Source organism: Pigmentiphaga daeguensis, from assembly GCF_039523035.1.
Classification (GTDB): Bacteria; Pseudomonadota; Gammaproteobacteria; order Burkholderiales; family Burkholderiaceae_B; genus Pigmentiphaga; species Pigmentiphaga daeguensis.
Window position 1 is genome coordinate 59,822 of record NZ_BAAAEN010000022.1, and the last position, 24,222, is coordinate 84,043.

Genomic DNA, 24,222 nt, shown 5'->3' on the forward strand with positions numbered 1-24,222 from the left:
GCATACATGCCGGTCGATGCGACCGGCATGCAGACTCCACCCCACTGCTGGCCCTGGCCAGCGAAATACGCGAAGCGGTCGAGGACGGTGCGTTCGCGCAATGGTGCCGCCGGCGGCGGTCAGCCCATCCGCCCCCGGCCTGTCGCCCGGGCCAGCGTCGACCGCGCATCGGCCCCCGCCCGCCCCCGCCAGGCGATATGGTGGTCCGGCCGGATCAACACCCGCTCGGCGCCATAAAGCGCCCGCGCGGCGTCATCGTCGAGCTCCAGCACCTCCAGGCCCAGGCCGTACTCGTCCGCCACCGCGTGCCACGCCTGGCGCTCGCCGGCCGGCAGCGCGCCAAAGGCAAGCAGCGTGAAGTCGCGCCCGAACAAGTCGAACAGCACCTTGCCGCGCACGACGGCATGCGGCGCGCGCGACCCCGGCAAGGCCAGGGGCACGTAGCGGTTCGGATCGTCTTGCGGCGCGGGACCTGGCTCGACCGCGACGATGGGACTGTCCAGGTAGCGCACGCCTAATTGCAGGCCGGGAATGTTGAACTCGCTGGCCACGTGCGCGGCCAGGCGGCGGCCGAGCTCGGCGCGCGCCCGCACGCCGGCCTCGCTCTCTTCCTCGATGTCGGCGCCGGCGCGCAGGTTGCCGATGCTGTCCGCCATGCTGCGCGCGAAGGCCGTATTGCGCAGCGCCATGGGCCGGCGTTCGCGCTCGTAGCTGTCCAGCAGCGCGGGCGGGGCCGCGCCCTGGATGACGGCGGCCAGTTTCCAGCCCAGATTCACCACGTCGTCGATCGAGGTGTTGTAGCCCATGCCTCCGGTGGGCGTGAAAAGATGCGCGGCATCGCCCGCCAGGAACACGCGGCCACCGGCCATCCTGTCCGCCACCAGCGTATAGCCGGCCACCCAGGGCAGGCGATCGATGAGTTCGAAGTCGAATTCCCTGCCCACCACGGCATGGGCGGTGGCGACCGGATCGATGTCGCCAGGCGCCTGGCCGGGGGCCAGTTGCACGGCAAGGAGGAAGGTCTCGATGCCGTCCACGGCGATCAGCAGCCCCCGCTGGCGCGCGTTCACGGCCCAATACTGCCAGGCGGGCTGCTTGCCGATCGCGTCGTAGAGCCGCCTGGACCGGAAGTAGATGGACAACATCTGGCCGCCGAAGAAATCGCGCTGCTCGCTGCCCTGTCCGGAATAGCCCACGCCCAGCGACTTGCGCACCAGGCTGCGGGGACCGTCGCACCCGACGAGGTAGCGCGCTTGCAGTTGCCACGCCTGACCACCGCCTTCGGGTTCGACCGTGGCCGTGACGCCCTGCTCGTCCTGTTCGACGGCCACCGCGCGCTGCCCCAGGCACAGCCGCACGCTTGGATACGCGGCCGCGCGCCGGCGCAGCACCGGCTCGATCAGCATCTGCTGCACCCGATGCGGCAGCTCGGGAGTCGGCCACGCATCGCTGCCGTAGTCGCCGGCATTGTCCGGAGCATGGCCGCCGGCCTCGCTGCGCCGAGCCGCCTCGCCGCGGCTCGGGATCCTGAACCGCGCCAGCTCGTGCTCGGCCAGCTGCGTGCAATAGACCACGTCCTGCGGATAATCCGGCGGCAGGCCCAGGGCCCGGATCTCGTCGGAGAAACCCCGCCGGCGATAGTGCTCCATGGTCCGGGCCGAGGTCGCGTTGGCCTTGGGAAAGGCCGGCGGATCGGCATCCTCTTCCAGCAGGACGCAGGGAATGTCCCGGCACCCGAGTTCGATGGCCAGCATCAGGCCGGCGGGACCGCCGCCGACGATGGCGACTTCTGTCTGCATGGTATTCACGGTAAGGCTTCCTTCAGTCCGTCGTCGCCCCCGTGCGCCGCACCATCTCGGCATAGCGGGGAGTGTCCTTGCGCATCCACTCGGACACCGTCGCGCCGGGAACGGCGGCGGGCACGAATCCGAACGTGGCCATCCTGGCCTTGACCTCGGGCACGTCCAGCGCCGCGCGCACCGCGCGCGAGATCGCCTCGACCCGCTCGGCCGGCGTGCCCGCCGGCGCCACCAGGGCGACCCAGGTGGAGGCATCCACGCCCCGGGGTCCGCCCGCCTCTTCCAGCGTGGGCACGTCGGGCAGGGCCGACGATCGCTGGCCGTCGGCCACCGCCAGCACGCGCAGCTTGCCGGCCTGGATCAGCGCGCCGGCAGTGGCGTACGAACCCAGCGCCCAGGTCACTTCTCCGTTGGCCACGGCCGCGTACAGTTGCGCGGTGTCCTTGAACGGCACGTGCAGCATCTGCGTGCCCGTGGCCGCCTCGACCTGCGCGGCGCCCAGGTGGCCAGGGCTGCCGACCGCCCACGAACCGTACGTCACCTTGCCCGGCGAAGATTTGGCCGCGGCGATCAGCTCGGCCACCGACTTGACCGGACTGCCGCTGGAGACCACCACGAAGAACGAGGTCCGGTACAGCCCGCCGACGGGGACATAATCCTTGACCGGGTCGTAGGGCAGCTTGCGGAACAGGCTGGGATTGATCGCCATGTGGCCCACGTCGACGACGCCCAGGTCATAGCCGGTGGCCGCGGCGCGGCGCACCGCCTCCATCGAGATGAAGCCGTTGCCGCCCGGCCGCGGTTCCACCACGACGGCCTGGCCCCAGTCCTTGGACAACTGCTCGCCCACCATGCGGGCTACGGCATCGGGGCCGCTGCCCGCCGGAAACGGGCTCAGCAGCCGCACCGGCCGGGTGGGAAAGGCATCCGGCTGCGCCGCGCCGGCGGCCATGGGCTGCAATGCCATGGCGCAGAACAGGGTTGCCGCGAATCTGGCTAGGGTCATGGTTTGTCTCCGTAATGGGGTACTTGTTGTCGGAGACGAGTCTAGGTAAGGTCAGTGCTTACAGAAAGATGGCAAAATCCTTCCATCGATACCTAGGCGTTATCGACATGAAACTGCACCACCTGCGCGACTTCGTCGCCATCGCCGACGCGCACAGCGTGCGCGGCGCCGCGCGGGCGCTGGGCCTGGCCCAGCCCGCCCTGACCCGCAGCCTGCGCGAACTGGAAGGCGAACTGGGCACGCCCCTGCTGGAGCGGCACGCGCGCGGCGTGGTGCTGACCCCCATCGGCCAGGCCTTCTACGGCCGCGCGCACGCCGCCATGGCGGAACTCCAGCGCGGGCGCGAAGAAGTGGCGCAGTTGCTGGGCACCCCATCGGGCACGGTCACCGTCGGCCTGTCCAGCGCGGTCTGGCTGGTCATGGCGGCGCGGGCGCACCAGGGGTTCCGCAAGAAATATCCAGGCGTGCGGCTGCGCATGATGGAAGGCTTCTTCTCCATGCTGGAAGGCCGCCTGCAGGACGGTACCCTGGATTTCTTCATCGGTCCCCGGCCCGCGCGCCCCATCGGCGACGGCTACAAGGTGGACCTGCTGTTCCACAATGACCGGGTGGTCGTGGGCCGCAAGGGCCATCCCCGGCGCCACGCCACCAGCCTGGCGGAACTGGTCGACGAGGACTGGGTCCTGACGGGCGTGCGCGAACGCGTGGAGGCCGAATTCGAGGATGCCTTCGCCAGCCAGGGGCTGCCCCCGCCGGTGCCCATGACCCAGGCCGAATCCATGGTGGGCGTGGCGGCGCTGCTCAGCTCGACCGATGCGCTCGCCATGCTGCCGCGGCAGTGGCTGCAGGCCCGCCTGTTCGAAGGGGTGATCGAGGCCATCCCGGTGCGCGAGCACATCGAGGGCCCGGACATCGTGCAGATCTCGCGCGCCGGCGTACCCTTGACGCCGGCGGCGGCCTATCTGTCCACCTTGTTCGAACGCGCCGCGGTCTCGATGTGACCGCGGCCCTCAGCCCGCCTGCTCGCGCCAGATGTCCAGGCTCTGCTGCGCCGGCCGGTCCGAGAAACTGAACAGGACGGTATCGGCATCCGCATGCAGGGTGTAGGGCATCCATGACGGGCAGACGAACACGTCGCGCTGGCCAAAGCGCAGTTCCCGTCCGCCTATGCGGCACGTCCCGCTGCCTTCTCGCACGGCATAGACGGTGGCGTCGGTCGAACGATAGGCCGCGCCGTCGAAACCGGCCGGCAGGTACTGCAGGAACGTACCCATGGTCGGCATGGGCCACCCGCCGGTGACGGGGTTGACGTATTGCAGCTTGTGGCCCCAGCACGGATGCGGCGCCTGCGACCGCGCGAAGGCCAGCAAGGCCTCGCGGCTGCGCGCGTACGGGTACCAGCACAGCGGCGAGGTCCGGCTGGCCGGCTCGAAACCCACCGGCTTCATCGTCGCGCCGAAGGCCGCCAGGTTGTCCGCGCCATCGCCGCCCTGCCCCGACGGCGCGGCCTCGCCCTTCTCCATGAATTGCGCGTCGAACAGTTCCACGATGGGCACGTCCAGCCCGTCCAGCCAGACCATGGGCTCGTCGGAGGGATTGCCGTGGTCGTGGAAGGCCCACGACGGGGTGATGACGAAGTCCCCCTCCTCCATCGCGATCCGGCGTCCGTCCACCGCCGTATAGGCGCCCTTGCCCTGCAGGACGAAACGCATGGCCGACTGCGAGTGGCGATGCGGCGGCGCCACTTCGCCGGGCAGGATGAGCTGCAGCCCCGCATACAGGCTGTGCGTGATGCGGGACCGGCCGCGCAGCCCCGGGTTCTCCAGCACCAGGACCCGGCGCTCGGCCTCTTCGGCGCTGATCAGGTTGCCCGCGTCCCGCAGGTAGGGCCACATGGTTGCCCACGGCCAATGGCAAGGCTGGCAGGGCGTGGACGGCGTGGGCGTGATCAGGCCGTGCAGCACTTCCCACAGCGGCGTGCAATGGCTGGCGTCGATGCGGCCGTAGAACGCCTCGCGCCGCGCGCGCATGTCGTCCGTCATCGCGGAATCTCCTTCGGGTCGTACATCCAGGCCATGCTTTCCATGGTCTGCTCCGCCGTCCTGGCGCCCAGGAACGCGTTGCGCAAGTCGCGCGTGGCGCCCGCGGCGTGGTAGGCATGCCCATAGAGCCGCGCCGTCAGCTGCGTGCGGGCGGTGCGCAGGTAGCGCGCCTGCTGGTAGTCCAGGAACGCGGCGGCCATGTCGCCCCGATGGGCCTGCACCTTGCCGGCCAGGCACACGGCATCTTCCATCGCCATGCAGGCGCCCTGCGCCAGGTATTGCAGCATCGGATGCGCGGCATCGCCCAGCAGCGTGACCCGCCCTTTGCTCCAGTTGGCCACGGGTTCGCGGTCGCACAGCACCCACATGCGCCAGGACTCGATCTTCTCGAGCATGCCCAGGACCAGGGGATGCGCGCCCTGGAAGCGCAGGTGCAGTTCCTCCGGGTCGCCGTAGGTATCCCAGCCGTCCTCGTAGCGATCGCTGTGGAACACGGCCACCAGGTTGAACAGCTCGTTGCCGCGCAGGGGGTAGTGGACCAGGTGATACTTGGGCCCCATCCAGACCACCATCGCGTTCAGCCGATTGCTGTCGGGCACTTCGTCGGCGCGCAGCACCGCGCGGTAGGCGATATGGCCCGAGACGCGGGGCTTGCCGTCGCCCACGATGCCCGCGCGGATGGTGGACCAGAGCCCGTCGGCGCCGATCAGGGCCGCGCCAGTGAACGTCTCGTCACGTTGGGTACGGACCACGACGCCGTCCGGCGTGTCCTCGTAGTCCTGCACCTTGGTGGCGGCATGCAGCGTGACGCGCCCGCTTTCGCGGCAGGCTTCCAGCAGGACCGCATGCAAATCCGCGCGGTGGATCAGTCCGTAGGGCCGGCCGAAGCGTTGCGGGAACAGGCGAACGACGGGCAGTTGGACCAACCGTTCGCCGGACAGCGCGTCCATCGCGACGATGTCGTCGGGAAACGAGGCCAGCCGGTTCACCTTGTCGGTGATGCCCAGCGCATCGAAAGTATGGAAGGCGTTGGGGCCCAGTTGGATGCCGGCGCCGATTTCCTTGAAGGTCTCGGCCTGCTCGAACACCGTCGCCGGGCGCCCGGTGCGCGCCAGCGCCAGCGCTGCCGCCAGACCGCCTATGCCGCCCCCCGCCACCAGGACCCGGGATGTATCGTCCGCGCTCATGCCGGGTCTCCCGCCTGCGCCTGGCGCACGGCCACCGTCATCCGGCCCACGCCGGCCACCTCGACGTCGATGACGTCGCCCGCCTCGACCGGCCCGACGCCTTCCGGCGTCCCCGTGAACAGCAGGTCGCCGGGATGCAGCGTGTAGAACGACGAGGCCAGCTCGATCAGCTCGGGTATCCCCAGCACGAGGTCCCGGGTATTGGCCCGCTGGCGCGGCTGGCCGTTCACGGTCAGCCAGAAATCCAGGTTGGCCGGATCCGGTACTTCGTCGGGCGTCGCCATCCATGGTCCCAGGACCGAATAGGTATCGATGGACTTGCGCAGGCTGCGCTCCTCCGGCCCGCGGGTGGTCATGTCCAGCCCCACGCAATAGCCGGCGATGTACTCGTACGCCCGCGCGGCGGGAATGTCGCGGCCGCGCCGGCCGATCACGACCACCACCTCGGCCTCGTGGTCGTTGCGGCGATCCGGATGCTTCAGGGCGACCCCCGCGGCCGGACCGACCAGGGAACTGGTGGCCTTCAGGAACAGGCCCACGCGCTGGATTTCGCCGACCTGGTTGCGATGATGGATTTGCGCATCGCTCCGGGCTTCGTCCAGGTGCTTCAGGTAGTTGACCGGCGCCGCGATGATCTTGCCCGGGCTGGCCACCGGGCTCAGCAGGGAAACGTCCTTCAAATGCAGGCTGGGCGCCCCCGGCAACAGGTCGCGGATGCAGCGCCGGACCACGTCCAGGTTGGCGATCAGCGGGTCGAAGGGCGGCAGCGGATAGGTATGGGCGGGCAGGACGGCAAGAGCGGGCGTGACGTCGCGGACCCGGTCCCCTTCCACCAGCCCCAGCCGGTCCGCGTCGAAGCGGCAAAGCAGCATGGATGTCTCCTTGCAGGAATGTCAGGCAGGAAGACTAGGGATGCCGCACTATTGCGTCAATCGACTAGAATTTATTCATCATATTTAAAAATACAATATCCCTTTCTCGCCCTCCATGAGCAAACTCGACCTGACGGACCTGCGCCTTTTGCAATCCCTGGGCCAGACCGGCACCGTATCGGCCACGGCCGACGAACTGGGCCTGAGCCAGCCGTCGGTCAGCATCCGGCTGGGCAAGCTGCGCCGGCACTTCAAGGACCCGCTGTTCGTGCGCACGTCCGCCGGCATGGTGCCCACGCCCCGCGCCGCCTCGCTCACCTCCGCGGTGCAGGGCGCGCTCGCCCTGTTCGACGGTACGGAAGGCCGGGACCCGGACTTCGATCCCGCCACGTCCGACCGGGTGTTCCGCATCTGCATGACCAACACCGGCCAGATGGTCGTCCTGGCCCGTCTGCTGAACCGCCTGGCCGAGATCGCCCCCCACGTACGCCTGGAGATACGAGACCTGGATCCGGACACGCCGCGCCGCCTGGAAACCGGGGATGCCGACCTGGCCATGGGCTACACGACCAGCATGCAGGCGGGTTTCCACCAGCAGACGCTGTTCAGCGAACACTATGTCTGCCTGGTCCGTGCCGGCCATCCGCGCGTCAAGGCGAAACTGACGAAATCCCAGTTCCTGTCGGAGTCCCACGTGGCCGTGATGACCACCGGCACGGCCCACTGGCTGCTGGACAAGGCGATCGACGACGCCGGCATCGTCCGCAAGACGGCCTTGTGGGTACCGTCCTTCCTGGGCCTGGAGGAAATCGTCGCCAGGACCGACCTGCTCGCGCTGGCCCCCATCCACCTGGCTCGCATCCTGGCCGCCCACGGAACGATCCGCTACCTGGCGGTGCCGTTCGATCTGCCGTCCTACCTGGTGCGCCAGTACTGGCACGAGCGCTATCACCGCGATCCAGGCTGCAAATGGCTGCGGGCGGTCGCGGCCAGCGTGTTCCAGGAGTAGCGGGCACGGCGTTTGCTAAGGGTCCCCACCTCAGTGAGAGGGGCACTCTGGAGAAACCCTTATGAACAAATCGACCATACCGGCCCCGCAAAAGGCCGCCCTGAGCCTGTTGCTGGACGACCATCGCAATGCCAAGAAGCTGTTCAAGCAGTTCAAGGACGCGGGATCCGACGCGGAAAAGGAAGAAATCGCCCAGACGGTCTGTAAAGAATTGACCATCCATACCAAGCTGGAAGAGGAAATCTTCTATCCCCTGGTCCGGCAGGAAGGCGGGGAACCCTTTGCAGACCTGCTGGACGAGGCGGTCGTGGAGCATGCCAGCGCCAAGGAATTGATCGCGCAGATCCAGGCGATGAAGCCCACCGACGAGATGTACGATGCCAAGGTCACCGTCCTGGGCGAATACATCAACCATCACGTCAAGGAAGAAGAAGAGGAACTGTTTCCCAAGATCGTCAGCAAGAAGATCGACCTGCGGGAAGCGGCGGACATGATGGCAACGCGCAAGGAAGAGCTGATGGGCACCGTCCCGGCCTGACGGCCGGGCAGCCGGGCGGGAGGCTTCGCTGCCCGGCTGCCCCCAAAAGCGGGGTACCATGTGCACCTGCTTGTCGATACTACCCAGAAGCCCCATGAAGCAAGAACCGACTTTGCGCGACGACAGCGCTCCTCGCCCGGAAAGCGACACCAGCTTTCTTTGGTCCGATGCCCGGCTGCTCGGATTCCACCCCATGGACGAGTCGCACAAGGAGTTCTACGACGTCGCCTTCCGGCTGCTGACCTGTACCCAGGACTCCGCGCCGGCCGCGCTGGACGCGTTCGAGGAACACGTGAAATCGCACTTCGGCCAGGAAGAAGAGTGGATGCGTACCACCGACTTCCCGCCGTCCGACTGCCACGTGCAGGAACACGAAGCGGTCATGAAATCCACCCGCGAGGTGCGCGAACTGTTCCTGAGCGGGCAGGCCGACGTGGCGCTGGTGCACGACTTCGCCCTGCACCTGTTCCAGTGGTTCCCCGGCCATGCCGACTACCTGGACGCGGCGCTGGCCGCCTGGATGAGCAAGCGGGCCTACGGCGGCAAGCCCATCGTGCTGCGGCGCAAAATATAAGGTGGAAATATAAGGCGGGAAGGCCGCCGCGCTACGCCAGCGGCGGCAGCAGGTTCATCAGCAGCACCATGGCCAGGCCGACCACGGCCACGATGGACTGCACCACCGAGATCGTCTTCGTCGCCTCGCCCATGGTCATGCCGAAGGACTCCTTCACCATCCAGTAGCCGGCGTGGTTCGCGTAGTTGAAGAACAGCGATCCGCAGCCGATCGACAGGGCCAGCAGCGGCAGGTTCAGCGTCGGGTCGGCGCCGGCCAGCGGCGCCAGCAGGCCCGAGGCGCCCACGATGCCCACCGTTGCCGAGCCGGTGGAGACCGACAGCAGCATGGAGATCATCCACCCCAGTACCAGCGGCGGCAGCGCGAAGGCCTGGGTCAGGTGCACGATGGCATCGCCCACCTTGGCGTCCGTCAGCACCTGCTGGAACGCCCCGCCGCCGGCGATGATGAGCAGGATGCCGGCCACCGGCTTCAGGCTGGCGCCCAGCGCATCGCGCAGCTTCTCGGCGTCGCCGTGCCGGGCGTAGACGAGCACGATGGCCGCGAACAGCACGCCGATCAGCATCGCGATGATGGGATTGCCCAGGAAAGCCGCCATCTTGAAGGTGAACGAGGATTTGGGCACCAGCATCTCGGCCAGCGCGTGCACCAGCATCAGGATGGCCGGCAGCAGCGCCACCAGCACGCCCAGCCCGATCCCGACCGGCCGGCCGGGGTCCGCCTTGCCCACCGAGAACTGGTCCACCAGCGCCTGGTCGGGCCGCACCGTCAGCCGCGGCGCGATGAAGCGGGCATAGACCGGGCCACCCAGCACGATCGAGGGTATCGCCGCGATGAAACCGTAGATCATGGTGGCGCCCACGCTGGTCTTGAGCGTGGCGATGGCGGTCAGGGGCCCGGGGTGCGGCGGTACCATGCCGTGCATGGACGCCAGCGCGGCGATGACCGGCACGCCCACGTAGACGTAGGCGGAGCCCTTGATGGCCTTCTGCTCCTCCAGCTTGCGGGCCACGCTGAAGATCAGCGGCAGCAGCACCACCAGACCCACCTCGAAGAACATGGGGATGCCGACGATGAAGGCCACCAGCGCCATGGCCCATGGAATGCTGGATGGCGACGCCTTCGTCAGGATGGCCCCGGCCAATCCGTCCGTCACCCCGGTGTCCGCCAGCACCTTGCCCAGCATCGCCCCCAGGGCGATGACGACGCCCACGGCTCCGAGCGTCTTGCCCGCCCCGTTGGTGATGGCCTTGACCAGGGTGTCGGGCGCCATGCCGGTGGCGAACCCCACCCCCACGCACACCACCAGCAGCGCCAGCAAGGGATGCAGCCGCAGCCGCGACACGATGAGCCCGACCAGCGCCAGCACGCTGATCAGGGCGGCCACCAGAAGCTGAATATCGTCGTGGGTCATGGTTTCCCTGTGGATGCCGAAGCCGTAGGAAAGAACTCGTACCGTTGCCCAGTCTATACGAAACACCCGGGGGGATAACTGAGATAATGACAGGGTCACTTTGCCGAATCCGATGCGCCATGCAATTCCATCTGAACGGGTTCAAGCCCGGCGACCCTGAAATCTCCGAACCTGCCGGGCACGCCGCGGGCCCGCGCGCCGACGCGCTGCCGGACGAGGTCGACATCCTGATCGTGGGCAGCGGCCCCACCGGCCTGACCCTGGCCACGCAACTGGCGGCCTTTCCCGACCTCAAGACCTGTATCGTCGAACAGAAACCCGGTCCCCTGCGACTGGGCCAGGCCGACGGCATCGCCTGCCGCACGGTCGAGATGTTCGAGGCCTTCGGCTTCAGCCGGCGCGTGCTCAAGGAAGCCTATTGGGTCAACGAGACCTCGTTCTGGAAGCCCGACGACGAACAGCGCGACCACATCGTTCGCAGCGGCCGCATCCAGGACACCGAGGACGGACTCTCGGAGTTCCCCCACGTGATCCTGAACCAGGCCCGCGTCCACGACTTCTACCTGGACGTCATGCGCAACGCGCCGTCGCGGCTCGAGCCCCACTACTCGCGCCGCCTGCTGGACCTGGCCGTTGCCGAATCCCCGGCCGGCGGCACGCCCACCCACCCGGTCACGGCGCGCTTCGAACGCACCGATGCCGGACACGAAGGCCAGGTCGAGACCGTGCGCGCCCGCTTCGCGGTCGGCTGCGATGGCGCCCACAGCGCGGTGCGCAAATCGCTCGGACGCGCGCTGCACGGCGAATCCGCCAACCAGGCTTGGGGCGTGATGGACGTGCTGGCCGTCACCGACTTCCCCGACATCCGCATCAAGTCGGCCATCCACTCGGCCAGCGAAGGCAGCGTGCTGATCATCCCGCGCGAGGGCGGCTACCTCGTGCGCCTGTACATCGAACTCGACAAATTGAACGAGAACGAGCGCGTCGCCAGCCGGCAGATCACGTCCGACCGCCTGATCGCCGCCGCCCAGCGCATCCTGCGCCCCTACACCCTGGACGTGAAGGAAGTCGCGTGGTGGTCCGTGTACGAGATCGGCCAGCGCCTGTGCGACAAGTTCGACGACGTGCCCGAACAGGAAGAACACGCCCGCCTGCCCCGGGTCTTCATCGCCGGCGACGCCTGCCACACCCACAGCCCCAAGGCGGGCCAGGGCATGAACGTCTCGATGCAGGACGGCTTCAACCTGGGCTGGAAACTCGCCGCCGTCCTGCGCGGCCAGAGCACGCCCCAGATCCTGCATACCTATTCCAAGGAACGCCAGACCGTCGCCAAGGAACTGATCGACTTCGATCGCGAGTTCGCCAAGATGTTCAGCGCCGCGCCCAAGGATCCTTCCAGGGACGACAGCGAAGGCATCGACCCGGCCGAATTCCAGCGCTACTTCGTCAAACAGGGCCGCTTCACCGCCGGCACCGAAACCCGCTATTACCCGTCCATCATCAGCGCGGAGCCGACCCACCAGGAACTGGCGCGCGGCCTGACCATCGGCATGCGCTTCCACTCGGCCCCGGTCATCCGCCTGGCCGACGCCAAGCCCATGCACCTGGGCCACGCGGTCAAGGCCGACGGCCGCTGGCGCGTGTTCGCCTTCGCCGATGCCGCGGACCCCGCCGCGCCGTCCTCGGCCATCGGGGAACTGTGCCGTTTCCTGGCCGGATCAAGCCAGTCGCCGATCCGCAAATACACGCCCGCAGGGGCCGACGTCGACGCCGTGATCGATGTGCGCGCGGTCTTCCAGCAGGGCCATCGCACGCTGGCGCTGGAAACCATGCCGTCCTTCCTGCTGCCGCGCAAGGGCCGCCATGGGCTGATCGACTACGAGAAAATGTTCTGCCCCGACCTCAAGAGCGGCCAGGACATCTTCGACATGCGCGGCATCGACCGCCGGCGCGGCTGCGTGGTGATCGTGCGGCCGGACCAGTACGTGGCGCACGTGTTGCCGCTGGATGCCCACGCCGAACTGGCGAGGTTCTTCGACGGCTTCATGGTGGAGGCAGGCTAGGAAGGCTGCGGCGCGCCAGCTACATCATGGACGCCACGCCCTGGATCAGGTAGACGGTCCCGATTCCCAGCACGATCGTCCGGGTCCAGCGGCGAAACTGCGCGTCGGTGATGCGTTCGAGCACGGCCCGGCTCAACGAGGTGCCGACCACGGCGCACCCGATGATCGCCACCCAGTGCCACCATTGGGCCGACAGCTCCGCCGCGCCCAGCGCGCCGCCGAAATACGCCAGCTTCGAGGCATGTCCCAGCACCTGGCACGTTGCCTTCGTCGCCACCACGGTCCGGCGGTCCATGGTGGTCGAGCGCACGAAGAAAATATCCAGCAGCGGCCCAGTGACGCCACTGAGCAGATGCATGACCTGGCACACGAAGCCGCATATTTCCGCGGCCATGCGCCGCTCCGCCTGGGGCGCCAGGCGGGCCGGCACCGCCAGCGCGATGAAAGGGCTCAACCCCAGCACGATCAGCGCCAGGCTGCGGCTGGGAACGAACCGGACGCTGAACATCAGCGCAAACGCGACGGCGGCCCCCATGGCGAAACGCCCCACGATCCGCCAATCGGTATGCGCGCGCCACAGCACCGCGCGCCAGACGTTCGACGCCAGCAAGGCCACGCTTTGCACGACCATGGCCGCCGAGACCGGCATCAGCAACAGCAAGGCGCCCATCAGCACCATGCCGCCCGCCATGCCGAATACGCCCGACAGGAAGGCGGCAAATACGGTCAACAGGCTGACAATGGCGAAAATTCCAGCCGTCATGGCTGCTCCCCCATGGAACCGTTTCATTACGGTTCTTTTTTCGCCGGCGAGTATAGCCCCGCCGCAACCCTGCTGGCCGCACTGCAAGAACAATAATGCGAATCGATATCATTTTGTGAGAAAATAGGAGAATTTCCTTGACCCTGTAAGGGGAACGCGTGTCCCGACCTGCCGACAGTGCCGCCAGTCAAGCGCTCGGCGGCATCTACGTCCAGCACAGCCAATGGTGAAACTTCAGCCGTTCACCTGACGCAACTGGCACCGTTCCGCTTTCCAAAACCTGCAACATATTACTCACACAATAGTTCAATGAATGTTGTATCGTAGAATAATGAACGAGATCCAAGCCATCAATGCGCTCTCCGCCTTGGCCCATGCCCAACGGCTGCGAACCTTTCGCGCCCTGGTCGTAGCAGGGCCGGCCGGACTGACGCCGAGCACCCTGGCAGACCAGCTCCAGGTCGCCCGCAATACCCTGTCCTTTCACCTGAAAGAGTTGGCGCACGCTGGCCTGGTGACCGTGGAGCAACAGGGGCGCAACCTGATCTATCGCGCCGACTTCGCCCAGATGAACGGGCTGCTCGGCTATTTGACCGAACACTGCTGCCAAGGCGCCGCCTGTGAAATCTCCGGCGCCGACGCATGCACCGCATGTTGATTTCCCAATGAACTGCGCTCGCGAGACCCCCATGGAAAACAAGGCCTACAACGTTCTGTTCATCTGCACCGGCAATTCGGCTCGATCCATCCTGGCTGAAGGCTTGCTCAACGGACTGGGCAAGGGACGCTTCCGCGCTTACTCGGCCGGCAGCCATCCCAAAGGCGAAGTGCACCCGCAGGCACTGGTTACCTTGGAGCGCTTGGCTTTGCCGACCACGGGATATCGCAGCAAGAACTGGGACGAATTTGCGCGTGCCGATGCCCCGCCGCTCGATTTCATCTTCACCGTCTGCGACAACGCGGCGGGAGAGGTTTGCCCGATCTGGCCGGGCAAGCCGGTATCGGCCCATTGGGGCGTGCCCGACCCCGCCGCGGTGGAAGGGGATGATGAACAGCGCAAGGCCTTCCACGATGCAGCCATCGCGCTCAAACGCCGCATCGAGCTATTCCTGGCGCTGCCGATCCAGAAGCTGGACGGTATGTCTTTGCAGCACGAGCTGCAGAGCATCGGCAAGCGGTAAGGGGCCGGCATGTCTGCGCAGAATCCCGCGCTGGGATGTGCCACACCGGCGCCTTCAATGAGCATTTTCGAGCGCTACCTCACCGTCTGGGTACTGCTGTGCATCGTCATCGGTATCGCAGCAGGCCAGATCGCCCCCGGCATCTTCCAAGCGATCGGACACATGGAGGTCGCCCAGGTCAACCTGCCCGTGGGCCTGCTCATCTGGATCATGGTGATCCCGATGTTGGTCAAGGTGGATTTCGCTGCGTTGGGCCAGGTGCGCCGGCACTGGCGCGGCATCGGCGTCACCCTGTTCGTCAACTGGGCGGTCAAGCCCTTTTCCATGGCCTTCCTGGGCTGGCTGTTCGTGCGGCAGGTATTCGCCCCCTGGCTGCCGCAGGACCAGCTCGACAGCTACATCGCCGGCTTGATCCTGCTGGCCGCCGCGCCCTGCACCGCGATGGTGTTCGTCTGGAGCCGACTCACCGGCGGCGATCCCGTGTTCACGCTTTCGCAAGTAGCGCTGAACGACGCCATCATGGTGTTTGCGTTCGCGCCCATCGTCGGCCTGCTGCTGGGAATCTCGTCCATCACCGTACCCTGGGATACCTTGCTGACTTCGGTCGTGCTCTACATCGTCATCCCCGTGCTCCTGTCGCAGCTCTGGCGGCGCGCGCTGCTCAAGCGGGGCCAAGCCGCCTTCGAGCGCGCCATGGCCCGCATCGGCCCGCTGTCCATCGCGGCCCTGCTACTAACGCTGGTCCTGCTGTTCGCGTTCCAGGGCCAAGCCATCATCCAGCAACCGCTGGTCATCGCCATGCTGGCCGTCCCCATCCTGATCCAGGTCTTCTTCAACTCCAGCCTGGCCTACTGGCTCAACCGGCGTGTCGGCGAGAAACACGACATCGCCTGCCCCTCCGCCCTCATCGGCGCATCAAATTTCTTCGAGCTGGCCGTGGCGGCCGCGATCGCCCTGTTCGGCTTCCAGTCCGGCGCTGCATTGGCGACCGTGGCAGGCGTGCTGATCGAAGTTCCCGTCATGCTGCTGGTGGTGCGCGTCGTCAACCGGTCCCGTAACTGGTACGAGCGTGCCTAACATCCCACCTGGACCACTCCCATGAGCAACGTCACCATCTATCACAACCCGGCTTGCGGCACGTCGCGCAACACGCTCGCCATGATCCGCAACAGCGGCGAAGAACCCATCGTTATCGAATACCTGAACGAACCGCCGTCGCGCGAAACGCTCTCTCGGCTGATTGCCGACGCGGAACTGACAGTCCGGGAGGCGTTGCGCGTCAAGGGCACACCCTACGACGAGCTGGGCCTGGACGACCCAAAGTGGACCGACGAACAGTTGCTCGACTTCATCGGTAAGCATCCGATCCTGATGAACCGGCCTTTCGTGGTGACGCCGCTCGGCACCCGCCTGTGCCGGCCGTCCGAAGCAGTGCTGGACATCCTGCCTCGTCCACAGCAAGGGGCGTACACGAAGGAAGACGGCCAGGTCGTCGTGGATGCGGAGGGCCGTCGTGTCTGAACGTTGGCCAGACTTGCCGAATATTGACGAAACGCTTTTCACTCGTCCGGAGCTGGGCCAGTTTCAGTTCCCCTGGTCGCGGTCTGGGCAACCGCCCAGATTCCTGGTGCTATATGGCTCCGTTCGTCAACGGTCATACAGCCGGCTTCTGGCTCAAGAAGCCCGCCGGCTCCTCCAGGCCATGGGCGGAGAGACCCGGATTTTCAACCCTGTCGGACTTCCCCTTCCGGACAGCGTACCGGACTCCGACGCCAAGGTCCAAGAGCTGCGCGATCTCGTCCAATGGGCCGACGGCATGGTCTGGGTCTCGCCGGAGCGCCATGGCGCGATGACCGGCATCATGAAGGCCCAAATCGATTGGATCCCTCTATCCCTCGGCGCCGTCCGTCCTACACAGGGCAAAACGCTGGCGGTCATGGAGGTATCGGGCGGCTCGCAATCGTTCAATGCCGTCAACCAGATGCGGCTCCTGGGGCGCTGGATGCGGATGCTCACGATTCCCAACCAGTCTTCGGTGCCCAAGGCCTTCCTGGAGTTCGACGAGGCAGGACGCATGAAGCCGTCGAGCTACTACGACCGCGTGGTGGATGTCATAGAGGAACTGATGAAGTTCACGCTGCTCACACGCGGTGTTCGGGACTACCTGGTGGATCGATACAGCGAACGGAAAGAGAGTGCGGAGGAACTATCGAAGCGCGTGAATCAGCGATCGATCTGACGAACCAAGCATCACCGGGCTTCTCATTCAGGCGCAACACTTTGGCTCACGCCAGGCGACGGCGGGCAAAGAAAAAGCCGCTTTCCCTGGGGAGAAGCGGCTTTTTGGGCAACGGGTGCTAACCGTTGCGGTGTCCTTGGCGGACAGGGTGGGATTCGAACCCACGATACGCTTTCACATATACACGCGTTCCAGGCGTGCGCCTTCAACCACTCGGCCACCTGTCCTTGCTACCCAAGAGGCTGGGCAGAAGAGCCCGCAATAATACCAGATTGCGGGCCATGCAGCCAAGCCCCGCCATAAGGCCGAGCAAAAGCGTCCAGCATGGCACATTGCAATGCACAAAACCGTGCCACGCGGCAAGACGGGAACCAGAATGGGGAGTGAGCCGGGCACCAGATCGAACGATTTGGCGAGAATGGAGGAGACCGCTGCGCCTTGCCGTTATTGCCACGGCGGCCGACGCTCTAGGTCGTCGGCCGCGCGGGCGTTTTGCTTTTCTAAAGACTGCAGGGGTTTTGTCTCCTCCACTGCATAACGATATTCTGCGCCCGCAATTGGACTGTGACACTAGGGATTGACCCCTATTATGGTGCGGTGCGCACCACAGCTTTGGATACAAATGCACCAAAGCTGTGCATTCTACGACAATCAGAGCGCCTTGCCCAACTGCTCCAGGATGGCCGGGTTCTCCAGCGTGGAGACGTCCTGCGTGACCGATTCGCCCTGGGCGACCACCCGCAGCAGGCGACGCATGATCTTGCCCGAGCGGGTCTTGGGCAGGTTGTCGCCGAAGCGGATTTCCTTGGGTTTGGCGATGGGGCCGATTTCCTTGGCGACCCAGTTGCGCAGTTCCTTGGCGATCTCGGCAGCCTCGGCGTCGTCGGGCCGGGCCCGCTTGAGCACCACGAAGGCGACCACGGCCTCGCCGGTCAGGTCGTCCGGGCGCCCCACCACGGCGGCTTCCGCCACCATGGGGTGGGCCACCAGCGCCGACTCCACTTCCATGGTTCCCAGGCGATGCCCCGACACGTTCAGGACGTCGTCGATGCGGCCCATGATCCAGAAGTAGCCGTCGGTATCCCGATTGGCACCGTCGCCGGCCAGGTAGCAGGTACCGCCCAGTTCCTCGGGGTAGTAGCTTTTCTTGAAGCGCTCGGGGTCGCCCCAGATGGTGCGGATCATGGCCGGCCACGGACGCTTGACCACCAGGAAGCCGCCCTTGCCGAGTTCGACGTCCTCGCCGGTCTCGTCCACGATGGCGGCCATGATGCCTGGCAGCGGCAGGGTGCAGGATCCGGGCTTCAGGCCGGTGGCCCCCGGCAGCGGGGTGATCATGTGGCCGCCGGTCTCGGTCTGCCACCAGGTGTCGACCACCGGGCACCGTTCGCCGCCGACATTGTTGTAGTACCACATCCAGGCTTCCGGATTGATGGGCTCGCCCACCGATCCGATGACTCGCAGGCTGGACAGGTCGTACTTCTTCGGGTGGTGGTCGGGGCTGGCCTCGGCCGCCTTGATCAGCGAGCGGATGGCGGTGGGCGCGGTATAGAAGATGGAGCAGCGGTGTTTCTGGATGGTCTCCCAGAAGCGGCCGGCATTCGGATAGGTGGGCACGCCCTCGAACACGATCTGGGTAGCCCCCACGGCCAGCGGGCCGTAGGCGATGTAGGTATGGCCGGTGACCCAGCCTACGTCGGCCGTGCACCAGTAGACGTCGGACGGCTTGAGGTCGAAGGTCCACTTCATGGTCAGCGCGGCCCACAACAGGTAGCCCGCCGACGAATGCTGGACGCCCTTGGGCTTGCCGGTGGAACCCGAGGTGTAGAGCACGAACAGCGGGTGTTCGGCCTCGACCTGGACCGGCTCGCACTGGTCGGACTGGCCCTTCTCCACGTCGTGCATCCACAGGTCGCGGCCTTCGGTCCAGGCCACCTTGCCGCCGGTGCGGCGATAGACGACGACGTTCTTGACCGCCTCGCAGCCGCCCATGGCGAAGGCTTCTTCCACCGCGGGCTTGAGCGGGATGGTCTTGCCGCCGCGGACCTGCTCGTCGGCGGTGATGACCAGCGTCGCGCCCACGTCGACGATGCGCTCCTGCAGGCTCTTGGCCGAGAAGCCGCCGAACACCACGGAGTGGGTGATGCCCAGGCGGGCGCATGCCTGCATGGCGACCACGGCCTCGATGGACATGGGCATGTAGATGATGGAGCGGTCGCCCTTCTTGTAGCCCAGGGCCTTGATGCCGTTGGCGAAGCGCCCCACGCGGGCATGCAGTTCGCGGTAGGTGACCTTGGTGACGGCGCCGTCATCGCTCTCGAAGATGATGGCGACCTTGTCGGCGTTGCCGTTGGCCAGGTTGACGTCCAGGCAGTTGTACGAGACGTTCAGCTCGCCGTCGTCGAACCACTTGTAGAAAGGGGCATTGCTCTCGTCCAGCGTCCGCGTGAACGGCTTGCTCCATTGCAGGGTTTCACGCGCCAGCCGCGCCCAGAACCCCTCGAAGTCGCGCTCGGCCTCGTCGCACAGGGCCTGGTAGGCGGCCATGCCGGGAACGTTCGCCTGCTTGACGAACTCCGCCGAGGGTTGGAAAACACGCGTCTCGGTCAGCACTGAATCGATGGTAGACATCGCCTTGCGTCCTTTGATGGAAGTGATAGGGAGCGGATACCCATAGGTTACCGAAAGCCGGTGGTCCGTACGCGCTGCACTGCAACAAACCCACCCAGGGCACAGCGGATCCGGCTCCGCCGGTCCGCCAGTGCCGCCCCCTTGAGGGGGCGCGCGAAGCGCGTAGGGGGTGGTCCTTCCTCTTGGCATACAATTCCCGCCAAACCGTCATTCTGCGCGCCCCAGCCTACCTGGAAAACATGTCTTCCCCTCTCATGCCACCGGGGCTTTCCCGGACGGAACCCCTGCGCCCGCTGCCCAAGCTCATCTTCATGAGCCGGTGGCTCCAGTTGCCGCTCTACCTTGGTCTGATCGTCGCCCAGGGGGTGTACGTCTACCATTTCTGGGTCGAGCTGGTGCACCTGATCGAAGCGGCCTTCGGCAACAAGGAGGCCATTGCCATGCTGGCCGAGGCCGTGATGCCGGTCGTGCCCGGCGCCGCGCCCGCCGCACCGCCCACCAAGCTGACCGAGACCACCATCATGCTAGTGGTGCTGGGGCTGATCGACGTGGTGATGATTTCCAACCTGCTCATCATGGTCATCGTGGGCGGCTACGAAACCTTCGTCTCGCGGCTGCACCTGGAAGGCCATCCCGACCAGCCGGAATGGCTGTCCCACGTCAACGCCTCGGTCCTGAAGGTGAAGCTGGGCACCGCCATCATCGGCATCTCGTCCATCCATCTGCTCAAGACCTTCATCAACGCCGCGCACTACGACGCCAAGACCATCCTGGCGCAGGCCGGCATCCACCTGGCCTTCCTGCTGTCCGCGATGGCGATCGCCTATTGCGACCGCCTCATGGCGCCGATGCTCAAGCAGGACGCCCACGGACACTGACAGCACGGCCACAACCTCCCGGCGCGGCGGCATGCCAGCGCCCCACCCTTCTCTTTTCGGAGCGCCCATGACTACCGTCATCAAGGAAGAAGACCTGATCCAGTCGATCGCCGACTCGATCCAGTTCATCAGCTACTACCACCCCGTCGACTACATCCGCCACCTGGCCCGCGCCTACGAGCGCGAGCAGAATCCGGCGGCCAAGGACGCGATCGCCCAGATCCTGACCAACTCGCGCATGTGCGCCGAGGGCAAGCGCCCCATCTGCCAGGACACGGGCATCGTCAACGTGTTCATGAAGATCGGCATGGACGTGCGCTTCGACACCCGGCGCACTCTGCAGGAACTGTGCGACGAGGGCGTGCGCCGCGGCTACCTGAACCCGGACAACAAGCTGCGCGCCTCGGTGCTGGCCGATCCGCAGTTCGAGCGCAAGAACACCCGCGACAACACGCCCTGTGTGCTGAGCGTGGAGCTGGTTCCCGGCAATACCGTGGACGTGCAGGTCGCGGCCAAGGGCGGCGGCTCCGAGAACAAGACCAAGTTCGTCATGCTCAACCCCAGCGACTCGCTGGTGGACTGGGTGCTCAAGACCGTGCCCCTGATGGGCGCCGGCTGGTGCCCGCCCGGCATGCTGGGCATCGGCATCGGCGGCACGGCCGAGAAGGCCATGCTGATGGCCAAGCAGTCGTTGATGGAAGACATCGACATGTACGAACTGCTCGAGCGCGGCCCCAGCAACAAGCTGGAAGAACTGCGCATCGAGCTGTACGAGAAGGTCAACGCGCTGGGCATCGGCGCCCAGGGCCTGGGGGGCCTGACAACCGTGCTGGACGTCAAGATCAGCATGTTCCCGACCCACGCCGCTTCCAAGCCGGTGGCCATGATCCCCAACTGCGCCGCCACCCGCCATGCGCACTTCGTGCTGGACGGTTCGGGCGCGGCCATCCTGACCCCGCCGTCGCTGGACGAGTGGCCCGACGTGCACTGGGCGCCGGACTACAACAAGTCCACGCGCGTCAACCTGGACACGCTGACCAAGGAAGAAGTCGCCTCGTGGCAGCCGGGCCAGACCCTGCTGCTGTCGGGCAAGATGCTGACCGGCCGCGACGCCGCCCACAAGCGCATCCAGGACATGCTGGCGCGCGGCGAGAAGCTGCCGGTGGACTTCACCAACCGCGTCATCTACTACGTCGGTCCGGTCGATCCGGTGCGCGACGAGGTCGTCGGCCCGGCCGGCCCCACCACCGCCACGCGCATGGACAAGTTCACCGACATGATGCTGGAGCAGACCGGCCTGATCTCGATGATCGGCAAGGCCGAGCGCGGCCCCGTCGCCATCGAGTCCATCCGCAAGCACAAGTCGGCCTACCTGATGGCCGTGGGCGGTTCGGCCTACCTGGTGTCCAAGGCCATCCGCAGCGCCAAGGTCGTGGGCTTCGAGGACCTGGGCATGGAAGCCATCTATGAGTTCGACGTGCAGGACATGCCCGTGACCGTGGCCGTGGATGCCAACGGCACGTCGGTGCATGAAACCGGGCCGAAGACGTGGAAGGTCAAGATCGCTGAGATGGCTTGACCCCCCCTACGCGCTTACGCGCGCCCCCCAGGGGGCGGCACTGGCGGACCGGCAAAGCCGGATCCGCTGTGCCCTGGCAACTGCGGAGGCAACGGCGAGGCGGATGGAATTGTCCGACCCTATGCCCGCAGGATCGAGATGTTGCCTATGATCGCTCCTCGTTCTACGATCGAGAGCCGGCATCGTGCATGTTGAACTTTTTACCTCGCTGACAGCTGTGGGCGTATCGGAAGAGCGCGCCAAGGCCGTCGTGCTTGCCATGGACTCCGCTATGGATGCGAAAATCGACTATGGGCAGGAAGGCATGCGGCGGGACATCGAGAGCCTGCATCGGGATATACAGGCTCTTGATCACAAGATAGATCTCGGCTTGAACGCCCTGCGGGGCGAGATGAAATCCATGGAGCAGCGCACGGATGCCTCGCTGGCCGGACTGCGCGGCGAAATGCGCGCCATGGAAAGCCGGCTCGACACCAAGATCGATTCGGTCGGGCGTGAAATCGGTTACGTCAAGTGGTATGCCGCCTCGGCGGTGCCGGCGACCGCGCTGGTGCTCGGTCTGCTCAACTACCTGAAGGCGTAAGCCCTTCGGCCTCGTGGCCCCGCTTGACGCCGCGGGCCATGTCGACGTGCCGCAGCACCGCCAATCCGATCACGAAGAACAGTCCGGTGGACAGGATGCCCAGGCGGTGGTTGCCCTGGGTGGCCCAGGTCACGAGGCCGTAGGTCAGCGGGCCGATGATGGACGCGAGCCGGGTGGCGAAGGTCCACAGGGCGAAGAATTCGGCCAGGCGGGAAGCCGGTGCCAGGGCGCCGGTCATCGCCCGCCCGGCGCTCTGGCTGGATCCCATGCACAGTCCGGCGATGGTGGCGGCTGCCCAGAAGCCGCCCTGGCTGGTGGCGAAGAAGGCGATCAGCACCATCGCGATCCAGCCCAGCAGCGTGGCGGCCAGGGCCCGTTGGTGGCCGATGCGGTCCTCGACGAAGCCGAAGGCGAAGGCCCCGGCGGCGGCCGCGATGTTGACCAGGAACACCAGGGTCATGATCTGCGTCTGGCCGAACTTCATGACCTGCTCGGCATAGACGGCGGCCAGCGTGATGACGACGGCGATGCCGGCCTGGTAGAAGACGCCGCAGATCAGCAGCCGGCGGAAATCGGGGAAGGCACGCGAGTCGCGCCACGAAGCCGCGAGCTGGCGCATGACCGGCATGAAGCCTGGCCGCCCGCCAGCCGCGCGCGCGGGCCGGGCGCATTCGCGCAGGAACAGGAAGACCGGCACGGCGGCGGCGGCGAAGACCGCGGCGGTGACCAGCATGGTCCAGGGTACGAAGTCGGTGGCGGGCCGGCCCGCCGCCTGCGCCGCGATCACGACCGCCAGCGACAGTCCCAGGGTCAGCATGCCGCCCACGTAGCCGAAGCTCCACCCCCAGCCTGAAACGCGGCCCAGGTACTGGGGCCGGGCGAGCTCGGGCAGGAAGGCGGCGATGACCGATTCGCCCACGCTGTAGCAGACGTTGGAGATGATGATCGCGGGTACCGCGATCCAGAAGCCGCCCGGCCCGGCAAGCGCCAGGGCCGCCGTGGCCGCCACGCAGCCCACGGTGCTGGCCGCCAGCAGCCGCTTCTTGGCGGCCTGGGCATCGGCCCAGGCGCCCAGGCCGGGCATGGCCAGCATCACGATCAAATAGGACAGCGACAGGGTCGCCGTCCACGCCAGCGTGGCCCAGTGGGCATTGCCCGCCACCACGCCGACGAAATAGGCATTGAAGACGGCCGTCAGGACGACCGTCGTGTAGCCGGAGTTGGCGAAGTCATAAAGCGCCCAGGCGAAGACCTCGCGCCGGCGGACGCCCGGGTTCAGGGCGCCGCGCATGGACGGCCCGGACATGGCGGCCAACCCGGCTGGCGGACTCAGATTCCGAGCGCCGCGATGCCCGCGCGGGCGATCTGCGCATCTTCGTTGGACTTCACGCCGGACACGCCCACCGCGGCGATGGTCTCGCCTTCCACCACGACCGGCACGCCGCCTTCCAGCATGCCATGGATGGTGGGCACGGACAGGAACGAGGTGCGGCCATTGTTGACGACGTCTTCGTAGACCTTGGATTCACGGCGGCCCAGCGCGGCCGTATGGGCCTTGGAGGGGGCGATGTGGGCCGAGATCGCGGGAGCGCCGTCCAGCCGCAGCAGGCCCAGCAGGTGGCCGCCGTCGTCGACCACGGCGATGGAAACGGCCCACTTGTTGGCGAGCGCCTCGGCTTCGGCGGCGGCCAGGATTTTCTTGACGTCGTCGGCGGTCAGGACGTGCTTGGTCTTCATGGAGCGGAATCCTCGTTGGGGAAAAACGGGGATTGTAGGGCGTCCCCATGCCGGATTTATAGCTTTGCACGCACAAGTGCATTGACCTGGGCGCCGCCAAAGAGGTATCTTAGCGCCACTTTTGTAT

At 66.4% G+C, this 24,222-nt stretch carries 23 protein-coding genes and 1 tRNA gene; 13 read left to right on the forward strand and 11 right to left on the reverse strand.

Annotated features, from left to right (window positions below):
- Positions 1-119: 119 nt before the first annotated feature.
- Both ABD104_RS22895 and ABD104_RS22900 read right to left on the reverse strand, forming a co-directional pair.
- Complete coding sequence (locus ABD104_RS22895) at positions 120-1,799, reverse strand: FAD-dependent monooxygenase (protein ID WP_132979244.1); 1,680 nt, start codon at positions 1,797-1,799, stop codon at positions 120-122.
- 22 nt (positions 1,800-1,821) lie between these two features.
- Complete coding sequence (locus ABD104_RS22900) at positions 1,822-2,805, reverse strand: Bug family tripartite tricarboxylate transporter substrate binding protein (RefSeq protein ID WP_087839891.1); 984 nt, start codon at positions 2,803-2,805, stop codon at positions 1,822-1,824.
- 107 nt (positions 2,806-2,912) lie between these two features.
- Between ABD104_RS22900 and ABD104_RS22905 the strand changes: the two genes are divergently transcribed.
- Positions 2,913-3,806 (forward strand): LysR substrate-binding domain-containing protein, encoded by an 894-nt coding sequence (locus ABD104_RS22905; RefSeq protein ID WP_087839892.1) that lies wholly within the window; start codon positions 2,913-2,915, stop codon positions 3,804-3,806.
- 9 nt (positions 3,807-3,815) lie between these two features.
- Here the strand turns inward: ABD104_RS22905 and gtdA are convergent, their stop codons facing one another.
- From gtdA to ABD104_RS22920, 3 genes are read right to left on the reverse strand one after another with little or no spacing between them, the layout of a single operon-like run.
- The gene (gene gtdA / locus ABD104_RS22910) at positions 3,816-4,847 is read right to left on the reverse strand and encodes a gentisate 1,2-dioxygenase (RefSeq protein WP_087839893.1); all 1,032 of its coding nucleotides are present in this window, start codon (positions 4,845-4,847) and stop codon (positions 3,816-3,818) included.
- Positions 4,844-6,034 (reverse strand): 3-hydroxybenzoate 6-monooxygenase, encoded by a 1,191-nt coding sequence (locus tag ABD104_RS22915; protein WP_338618146.1) that lies wholly within the window; start codon positions 6,032-6,034, stop codon positions 4,844-4,846. Before ABD104_RS22915 ends, gtdA begins: the two co-directional genes overlap by 4 nt.
- Positions 6,031-6,906, reverse strand: coding sequence for a fumarylacetoacetate hydrolase family protein (locus ABD104_RS22920; protein WP_087839895.1), 876 nt, complete (start codon positions 6,904-6,906; stop codon positions 6,031-6,033). Before ABD104_RS22920 ends, ABD104_RS22915 begins: the two co-directional genes overlap by 4 nt.
- Before the next feature lie 115 nt (positions 6,907-7,021).
- Here ABD104_RS22920 and ABD104_RS22925 point away from each other — a divergent pair, with 115 nt between their 5' ends.
- The 3 genes from ABD104_RS22925 to ABD104_RS22935 all read left to right on the forward strand — a co-directional run bounded on the left by ABD104_RS22925 (position 7,022) and on the right by ABD104_RS22935 (position 9,027).
- The gene (locus ABD104_RS22925; RefSeq protein ID WP_087839896.1) at positions 7,022-7,915 is read left to right on the forward strand and encodes a LysR family transcriptional regulator; all 894 of its coding nucleotides are present in this window, start codon (positions 7,022-7,024) and stop codon (positions 7,913-7,915) included.
- Positions 7,916-7,976: 61 nt separating this feature from the next.
- Positions 7,977-8,453 carry a hemerythrin domain-containing protein gene (locus tag ABD104_RS22930; RefSeq protein ID WP_087839897.1) on the forward strand — a complete coding sequence of 159 codons (477 nt, stop codon included), beginning with the start codon at positions 7,977-7,979 and terminating at the stop codon, positions 8,451-8,453.
- A gap of 94 nt (positions 8,454-8,547) precedes the next feature.
- Positions 8,548-9,027: a bacteriohemerythrin gene (locus ABD104_RS22935; protein WP_087839898.1), complete on the forward strand. Its 480-nt coding sequence runs from the start codon at positions 8,548-8,550 to the stop codon at positions 9,025-9,027.
- A gap of 31 nt (positions 9,028-9,058) precedes the next feature.
- Here ABD104_RS22935 and ABD104_RS22940 read toward each other — a convergent pair whose 3' ends face one another.
- Positions 9,059-10,441: a GntP family permease gene (locus tag ABD104_RS22940; protein ID WP_087839899.1), complete on the reverse strand. Its 1,383-nt coding sequence runs from the start codon at positions 10,439-10,441 to the stop codon at positions 9,059-9,061.
- A gap of 119 nt (positions 10,442-10,560) precedes the next feature.
- Here ABD104_RS22940 and ABD104_RS22945 point away from each other — a divergent pair, with 119 nt between their 5' ends.
- Positions 10,561-12,504 carry an FAD-binding monooxygenase gene (locus ABD104_RS22945; RefSeq protein ID WP_343928270.1) on the forward strand — a complete coding sequence of 648 codons (1,944 nt, stop codon included), beginning with the start codon at positions 10,561-10,563 and terminating at the stop codon, positions 12,502-12,504.
- A gap of 19 nt (positions 12,505-12,523) precedes the next feature.
- On the opposite strand, the gene ABD104_RS22950 is transcribed toward ABD104_RS22945, so the two are convergent.
- Positions 12,524-13,267: a sulfite exporter TauE/SafE family protein gene (locus ABD104_RS22950; protein WP_279815993.1), complete on the reverse strand. Its 744-nt coding sequence runs from the start codon at positions 13,265-13,267 to the stop codon at positions 12,524-12,526.
- 331 nt (positions 13,268-13,598) lie between these two features.
- Between ABD104_RS22950 and ABD104_RS22955 the strand changes: the two genes are divergently transcribed.
- From ABD104_RS22955 to arsH, 5 genes are read left to right on the forward strand one after another with little or no spacing between them, the layout of a single operon-like run.
- A complete protein-coding gene (locus ABD104_RS22955; RefSeq protein ID WP_087839902.1) occupies positions 13,599-13,925 on the forward strand; it encodes an ArsR/SmtB family transcription factor in 327 nt (108 codons plus the stop codon).
- A gap of 31 nt (positions 13,926-13,956) precedes the next feature.
- Complete coding sequence (locus ABD104_RS22960; protein WP_087839903.1) at positions 13,957-14,448, forward strand: arsenate reductase ArsC; 492 nt, start codon at positions 13,957-13,959, stop codon at positions 14,446-14,448.
- Between the two features lie 57 nt (positions 14,449-14,505).
- Positions 14,506-15,525 (forward strand): ACR3 family arsenite efflux transporter, encoded by a 1,020-nt coding sequence (arsB, locus tag ABD104_RS22965; protein WP_371695439.1) that lies wholly within the window; start codon positions 14,506-14,508, stop codon positions 15,523-15,525.
- 21 nt (positions 15,526-15,546) lie between these two features.
- Positions 15,547-15,969, forward strand: coding sequence for an arsenate reductase (glutaredoxin) (gene arsC, locus ABD104_RS22970; protein WP_087839905.1), 423 nt, complete (start codon positions 15,547-15,549; stop codon positions 15,967-15,969).
- Positions 15,947-16,687, forward strand: a complete 741-nt coding sequence (arsH, locus tag ABD104_RS22975) for an arsenical resistance protein ArsH (protein WP_165963058.1) — start codon at positions 15,947-15,949, stop codon at positions 16,685-16,687. The genes arsC and arsH overlap by 23 nt, the downstream gene beginning before the upstream one ends.
- A 137-nt stretch (positions 16,688-16,824) precedes the next feature.
- Here the strand turns inward: arsH and ABD104_RS22980 are convergent.
- Positions 16,825-16,914 (reverse strand) — tRNA-Ser (locus ABD104_RS22980).
- Positions 16,915-17,338: 424 nt separating this feature from the next.
- Positions 17,339-19,318: an acetate--CoA ligase gene (acs, locus tag ABD104_RS22985; protein WP_279816029.1), complete on the reverse strand. Its 1,980-nt coding sequence runs from the start codon at positions 19,316-19,318 to the stop codon at positions 17,339-17,341.
- 239 nt (positions 19,319-19,557) lie between these two features.
- Between acs and ABD104_RS22990 the strand changes: the two genes are divergently transcribed.
- The 3 genes from ABD104_RS22990 (at position 19,558) to ABD104_RS23000 (ending at position 22,358) form a co-directional block, all read left to right on the forward strand.
- On the forward strand, positions 19,558-20,196 hold the full coding sequence (locus ABD104_RS22990; protein ID WP_242621400.1) for a YqhA family protein: 639 nt from the start codon (positions 19,558-19,560) through the stop codon (positions 20,194-20,196).
- Between the two features lie 67 nt (positions 20,197-20,263).
- On the forward strand, positions 20,264-21,775 hold the full coding sequence (locus ABD104_RS22995) for a fumarate hydratase (RefSeq protein WP_132979235.1): 1,512 nt from the start codon (positions 20,264-20,266) through the stop codon (positions 21,773-21,775).
- Between the two features lie 184 nt (positions 21,776-21,959).
- The gene (locus ABD104_RS23000; protein WP_132979234.1) at positions 21,960-22,358 is read left to right on the forward strand and encodes a hypothetical protein; all 399 of its coding nucleotides are present in this window, start codon (positions 21,960-21,962) and stop codon (positions 22,356-22,358) included.
- On the opposite strand, the gene ABD104_RS23005 is transcribed toward ABD104_RS23000, so the two are convergent.
- The gene (locus ABD104_RS23005) at positions 22,339-23,664 is read right to left on the reverse strand and encodes an MFS transporter (RefSeq protein ID WP_279816034.1); all 1,326 of its coding nucleotides are present in this window, start codon (positions 23,662-23,664) and stop codon (positions 22,339-22,341) included. The genes ABD104_RS23000 and ABD104_RS23005 overlap by 20 nt on opposite strands.
- Before the next feature lie 23 nt (positions 23,665-23,687).
- The gene (locus ABD104_RS23010) at positions 23,688-24,095 is read right to left on the reverse strand and encodes a GlcG/HbpS family heme-binding protein (RefSeq protein WP_087839910.1); all 408 of its coding nucleotides are present in this window, start codon (positions 24,093-24,095) and stop codon (positions 23,688-23,690) included.
- Positions 24,096-24,222 lie beyond the last annotated feature (127 nt).

What these genes read in the sequence shown, in the direction of transcription:
- ABD104_RS22950 (WP_279815993.1), bottom strand. Translation starts at nt 13,267, where the DNA reads ATGACGGCTGGAATTTTCGCCATTGTCAGCCTGTTGACCGTATTTGCC.
- ABD104_RS22920 (WP_087839895.1), bottom strand. Translation starts at nt 6,906, where the DNA reads ATGCTGCTTTGCCGCTTCGACGCGGACCGGCTGGGGCTGGTGGAAGGG.
- gtdA (WP_087839893.1), bottom strand. Translation starts at nt 4,847, where the DNA reads ATGACGGACGACATGCGCGCGCGGCGCGAGGCGTTCTACGGCCGCATC.
- ABD104_RS22955 (WP_087839902.1), top strand. Translation starts at nt 13,599, where the DNA reads ATGAACGAGATCCAAGCCATCAATGCGCTCTCCGCCTTGGCCCATGCC.
- acs (WP_279816029.1), bottom strand. Translation starts at nt 19,318, where the DNA reads ATGTCTACCATCGATTCAGTGCTGACCGAGACGCGTGTTTTCCAACCC.
- ABD104_RS22945 (WP_343928270.1), top strand. Translation starts at nt 10,561, where the DNA reads ATGCAATTCCATCTGAACGGGTTCAAGCCCGGCGACCCTGAAATCTCC.
- ABD104_RS22895 (WP_132979244.1), bottom strand. Translation starts at nt 1,799, where the DNA reads ATGCAGACAGAAGTCGCCATCGTCGGCGGCGGTCCCGCCGGCCTGATG.
- ABD104_RS23005 (WP_279816034.1), bottom strand. Translation starts at nt 23,664, where the DNA reads ATGTCCGGGCCGTCCATGCGCGGCGCCCTGAACCCGGGCGTCCGCCGG.
- arsB (WP_371695439.1), top strand. Translation starts at nt 14,506, where the DNA reads ATGAGCATTTTCGAGCGCTACCTCACCGTCTGGGTACTGCTGTGCATC.
- ABD104_RS22900 (WP_087839891.1), bottom strand. Translation starts at nt 2,805, where the DNA reads ATGACCCTAGCCAGATTCGCGGCAACCCTGTTCTGCGCCATGGCATTG.
- arsH (WP_165963058.1), top strand. Translation starts at nt 15,947, where the DNA reads ATGCGGAGGGCCGTCGTGTCTGAACGTTGGCCAGACTTGCCGAATATT.
- ABD104_RS22905 (WP_087839892.1), top strand. Translation starts at nt 2,913, where the DNA reads ATGAAACTGCACCACCTGCGCGACTTCGTCGCCATCGCCGACGCGCAC.
- ABD104_RS22960 (WP_087839903.1), top strand. Translation starts at nt 13,957, where the DNA reads ATGGAAAACAAGGCCTACAACGTTCTGTTCATCTGCACCGGCAATTCG.
- ABD104_RS22915 (WP_338618146.1), bottom strand. Translation starts at nt 6,034, where the DNA reads ATGAGCGCGGACGATACATCCCGGGTCCTGGTGGCGGGGGGCGGCATA.
- ABD104_RS23010 (WP_087839910.1), bottom strand. Translation starts at nt 24,095, where the DNA reads ATGAAGACCAAGCACGTCCTGACCGCCGACGACGTCAAGAAAATCCTG.
- ABD104_RS22935 (WP_087839898.1), top strand. Translation starts at nt 8,548, where the DNA reads ATGAAGCAAGAACCGACTTTGCGCGACGACAGCGCTCCTCGCCCGGAA.
- ABD104_RS22995 (WP_132979235.1), top strand. Translation starts at nt 20,264, where the DNA reads ATGACTACCGTCATCAAGGAAGAAGACCTGATCCAGTCGATCGCCGAC.
- ABD104_RS22940 (WP_087839899.1), bottom strand. Translation starts at nt 10,441, where the DNA reads ATGACCCACGACGATATTCAGCTTCTGGTGGCCGCCCTGATCAGCGTG.
- ABD104_RS22930 (WP_087839897.1), top strand. Translation starts at nt 7,977, where the DNA reads ATGAACAAATCGACCATACCGGCCCCGCAAAAGGCCGCCCTGAGCCTG.
- ABD104_RS22925 (WP_087839896.1), top strand. Translation starts at nt 7,022, where the DNA reads ATGAGCAAACTCGACCTGACGGACCTGCGCCTTTTGCAATCCCTGGGC.
- arsC (WP_087839905.1), top strand. Translation starts at nt 15,547, where the DNA reads ATGAGCAACGTCACCATCTATCACAACCCGGCTTGCGGCACGTCGCGC.
- ABD104_RS22990 (WP_242621400.1), top strand. Translation starts at nt 19,558, where the DNA reads ATGTCTTCCCCTCTCATGCCACCGGGGCTTTCCCGGACGGAACCCCTG.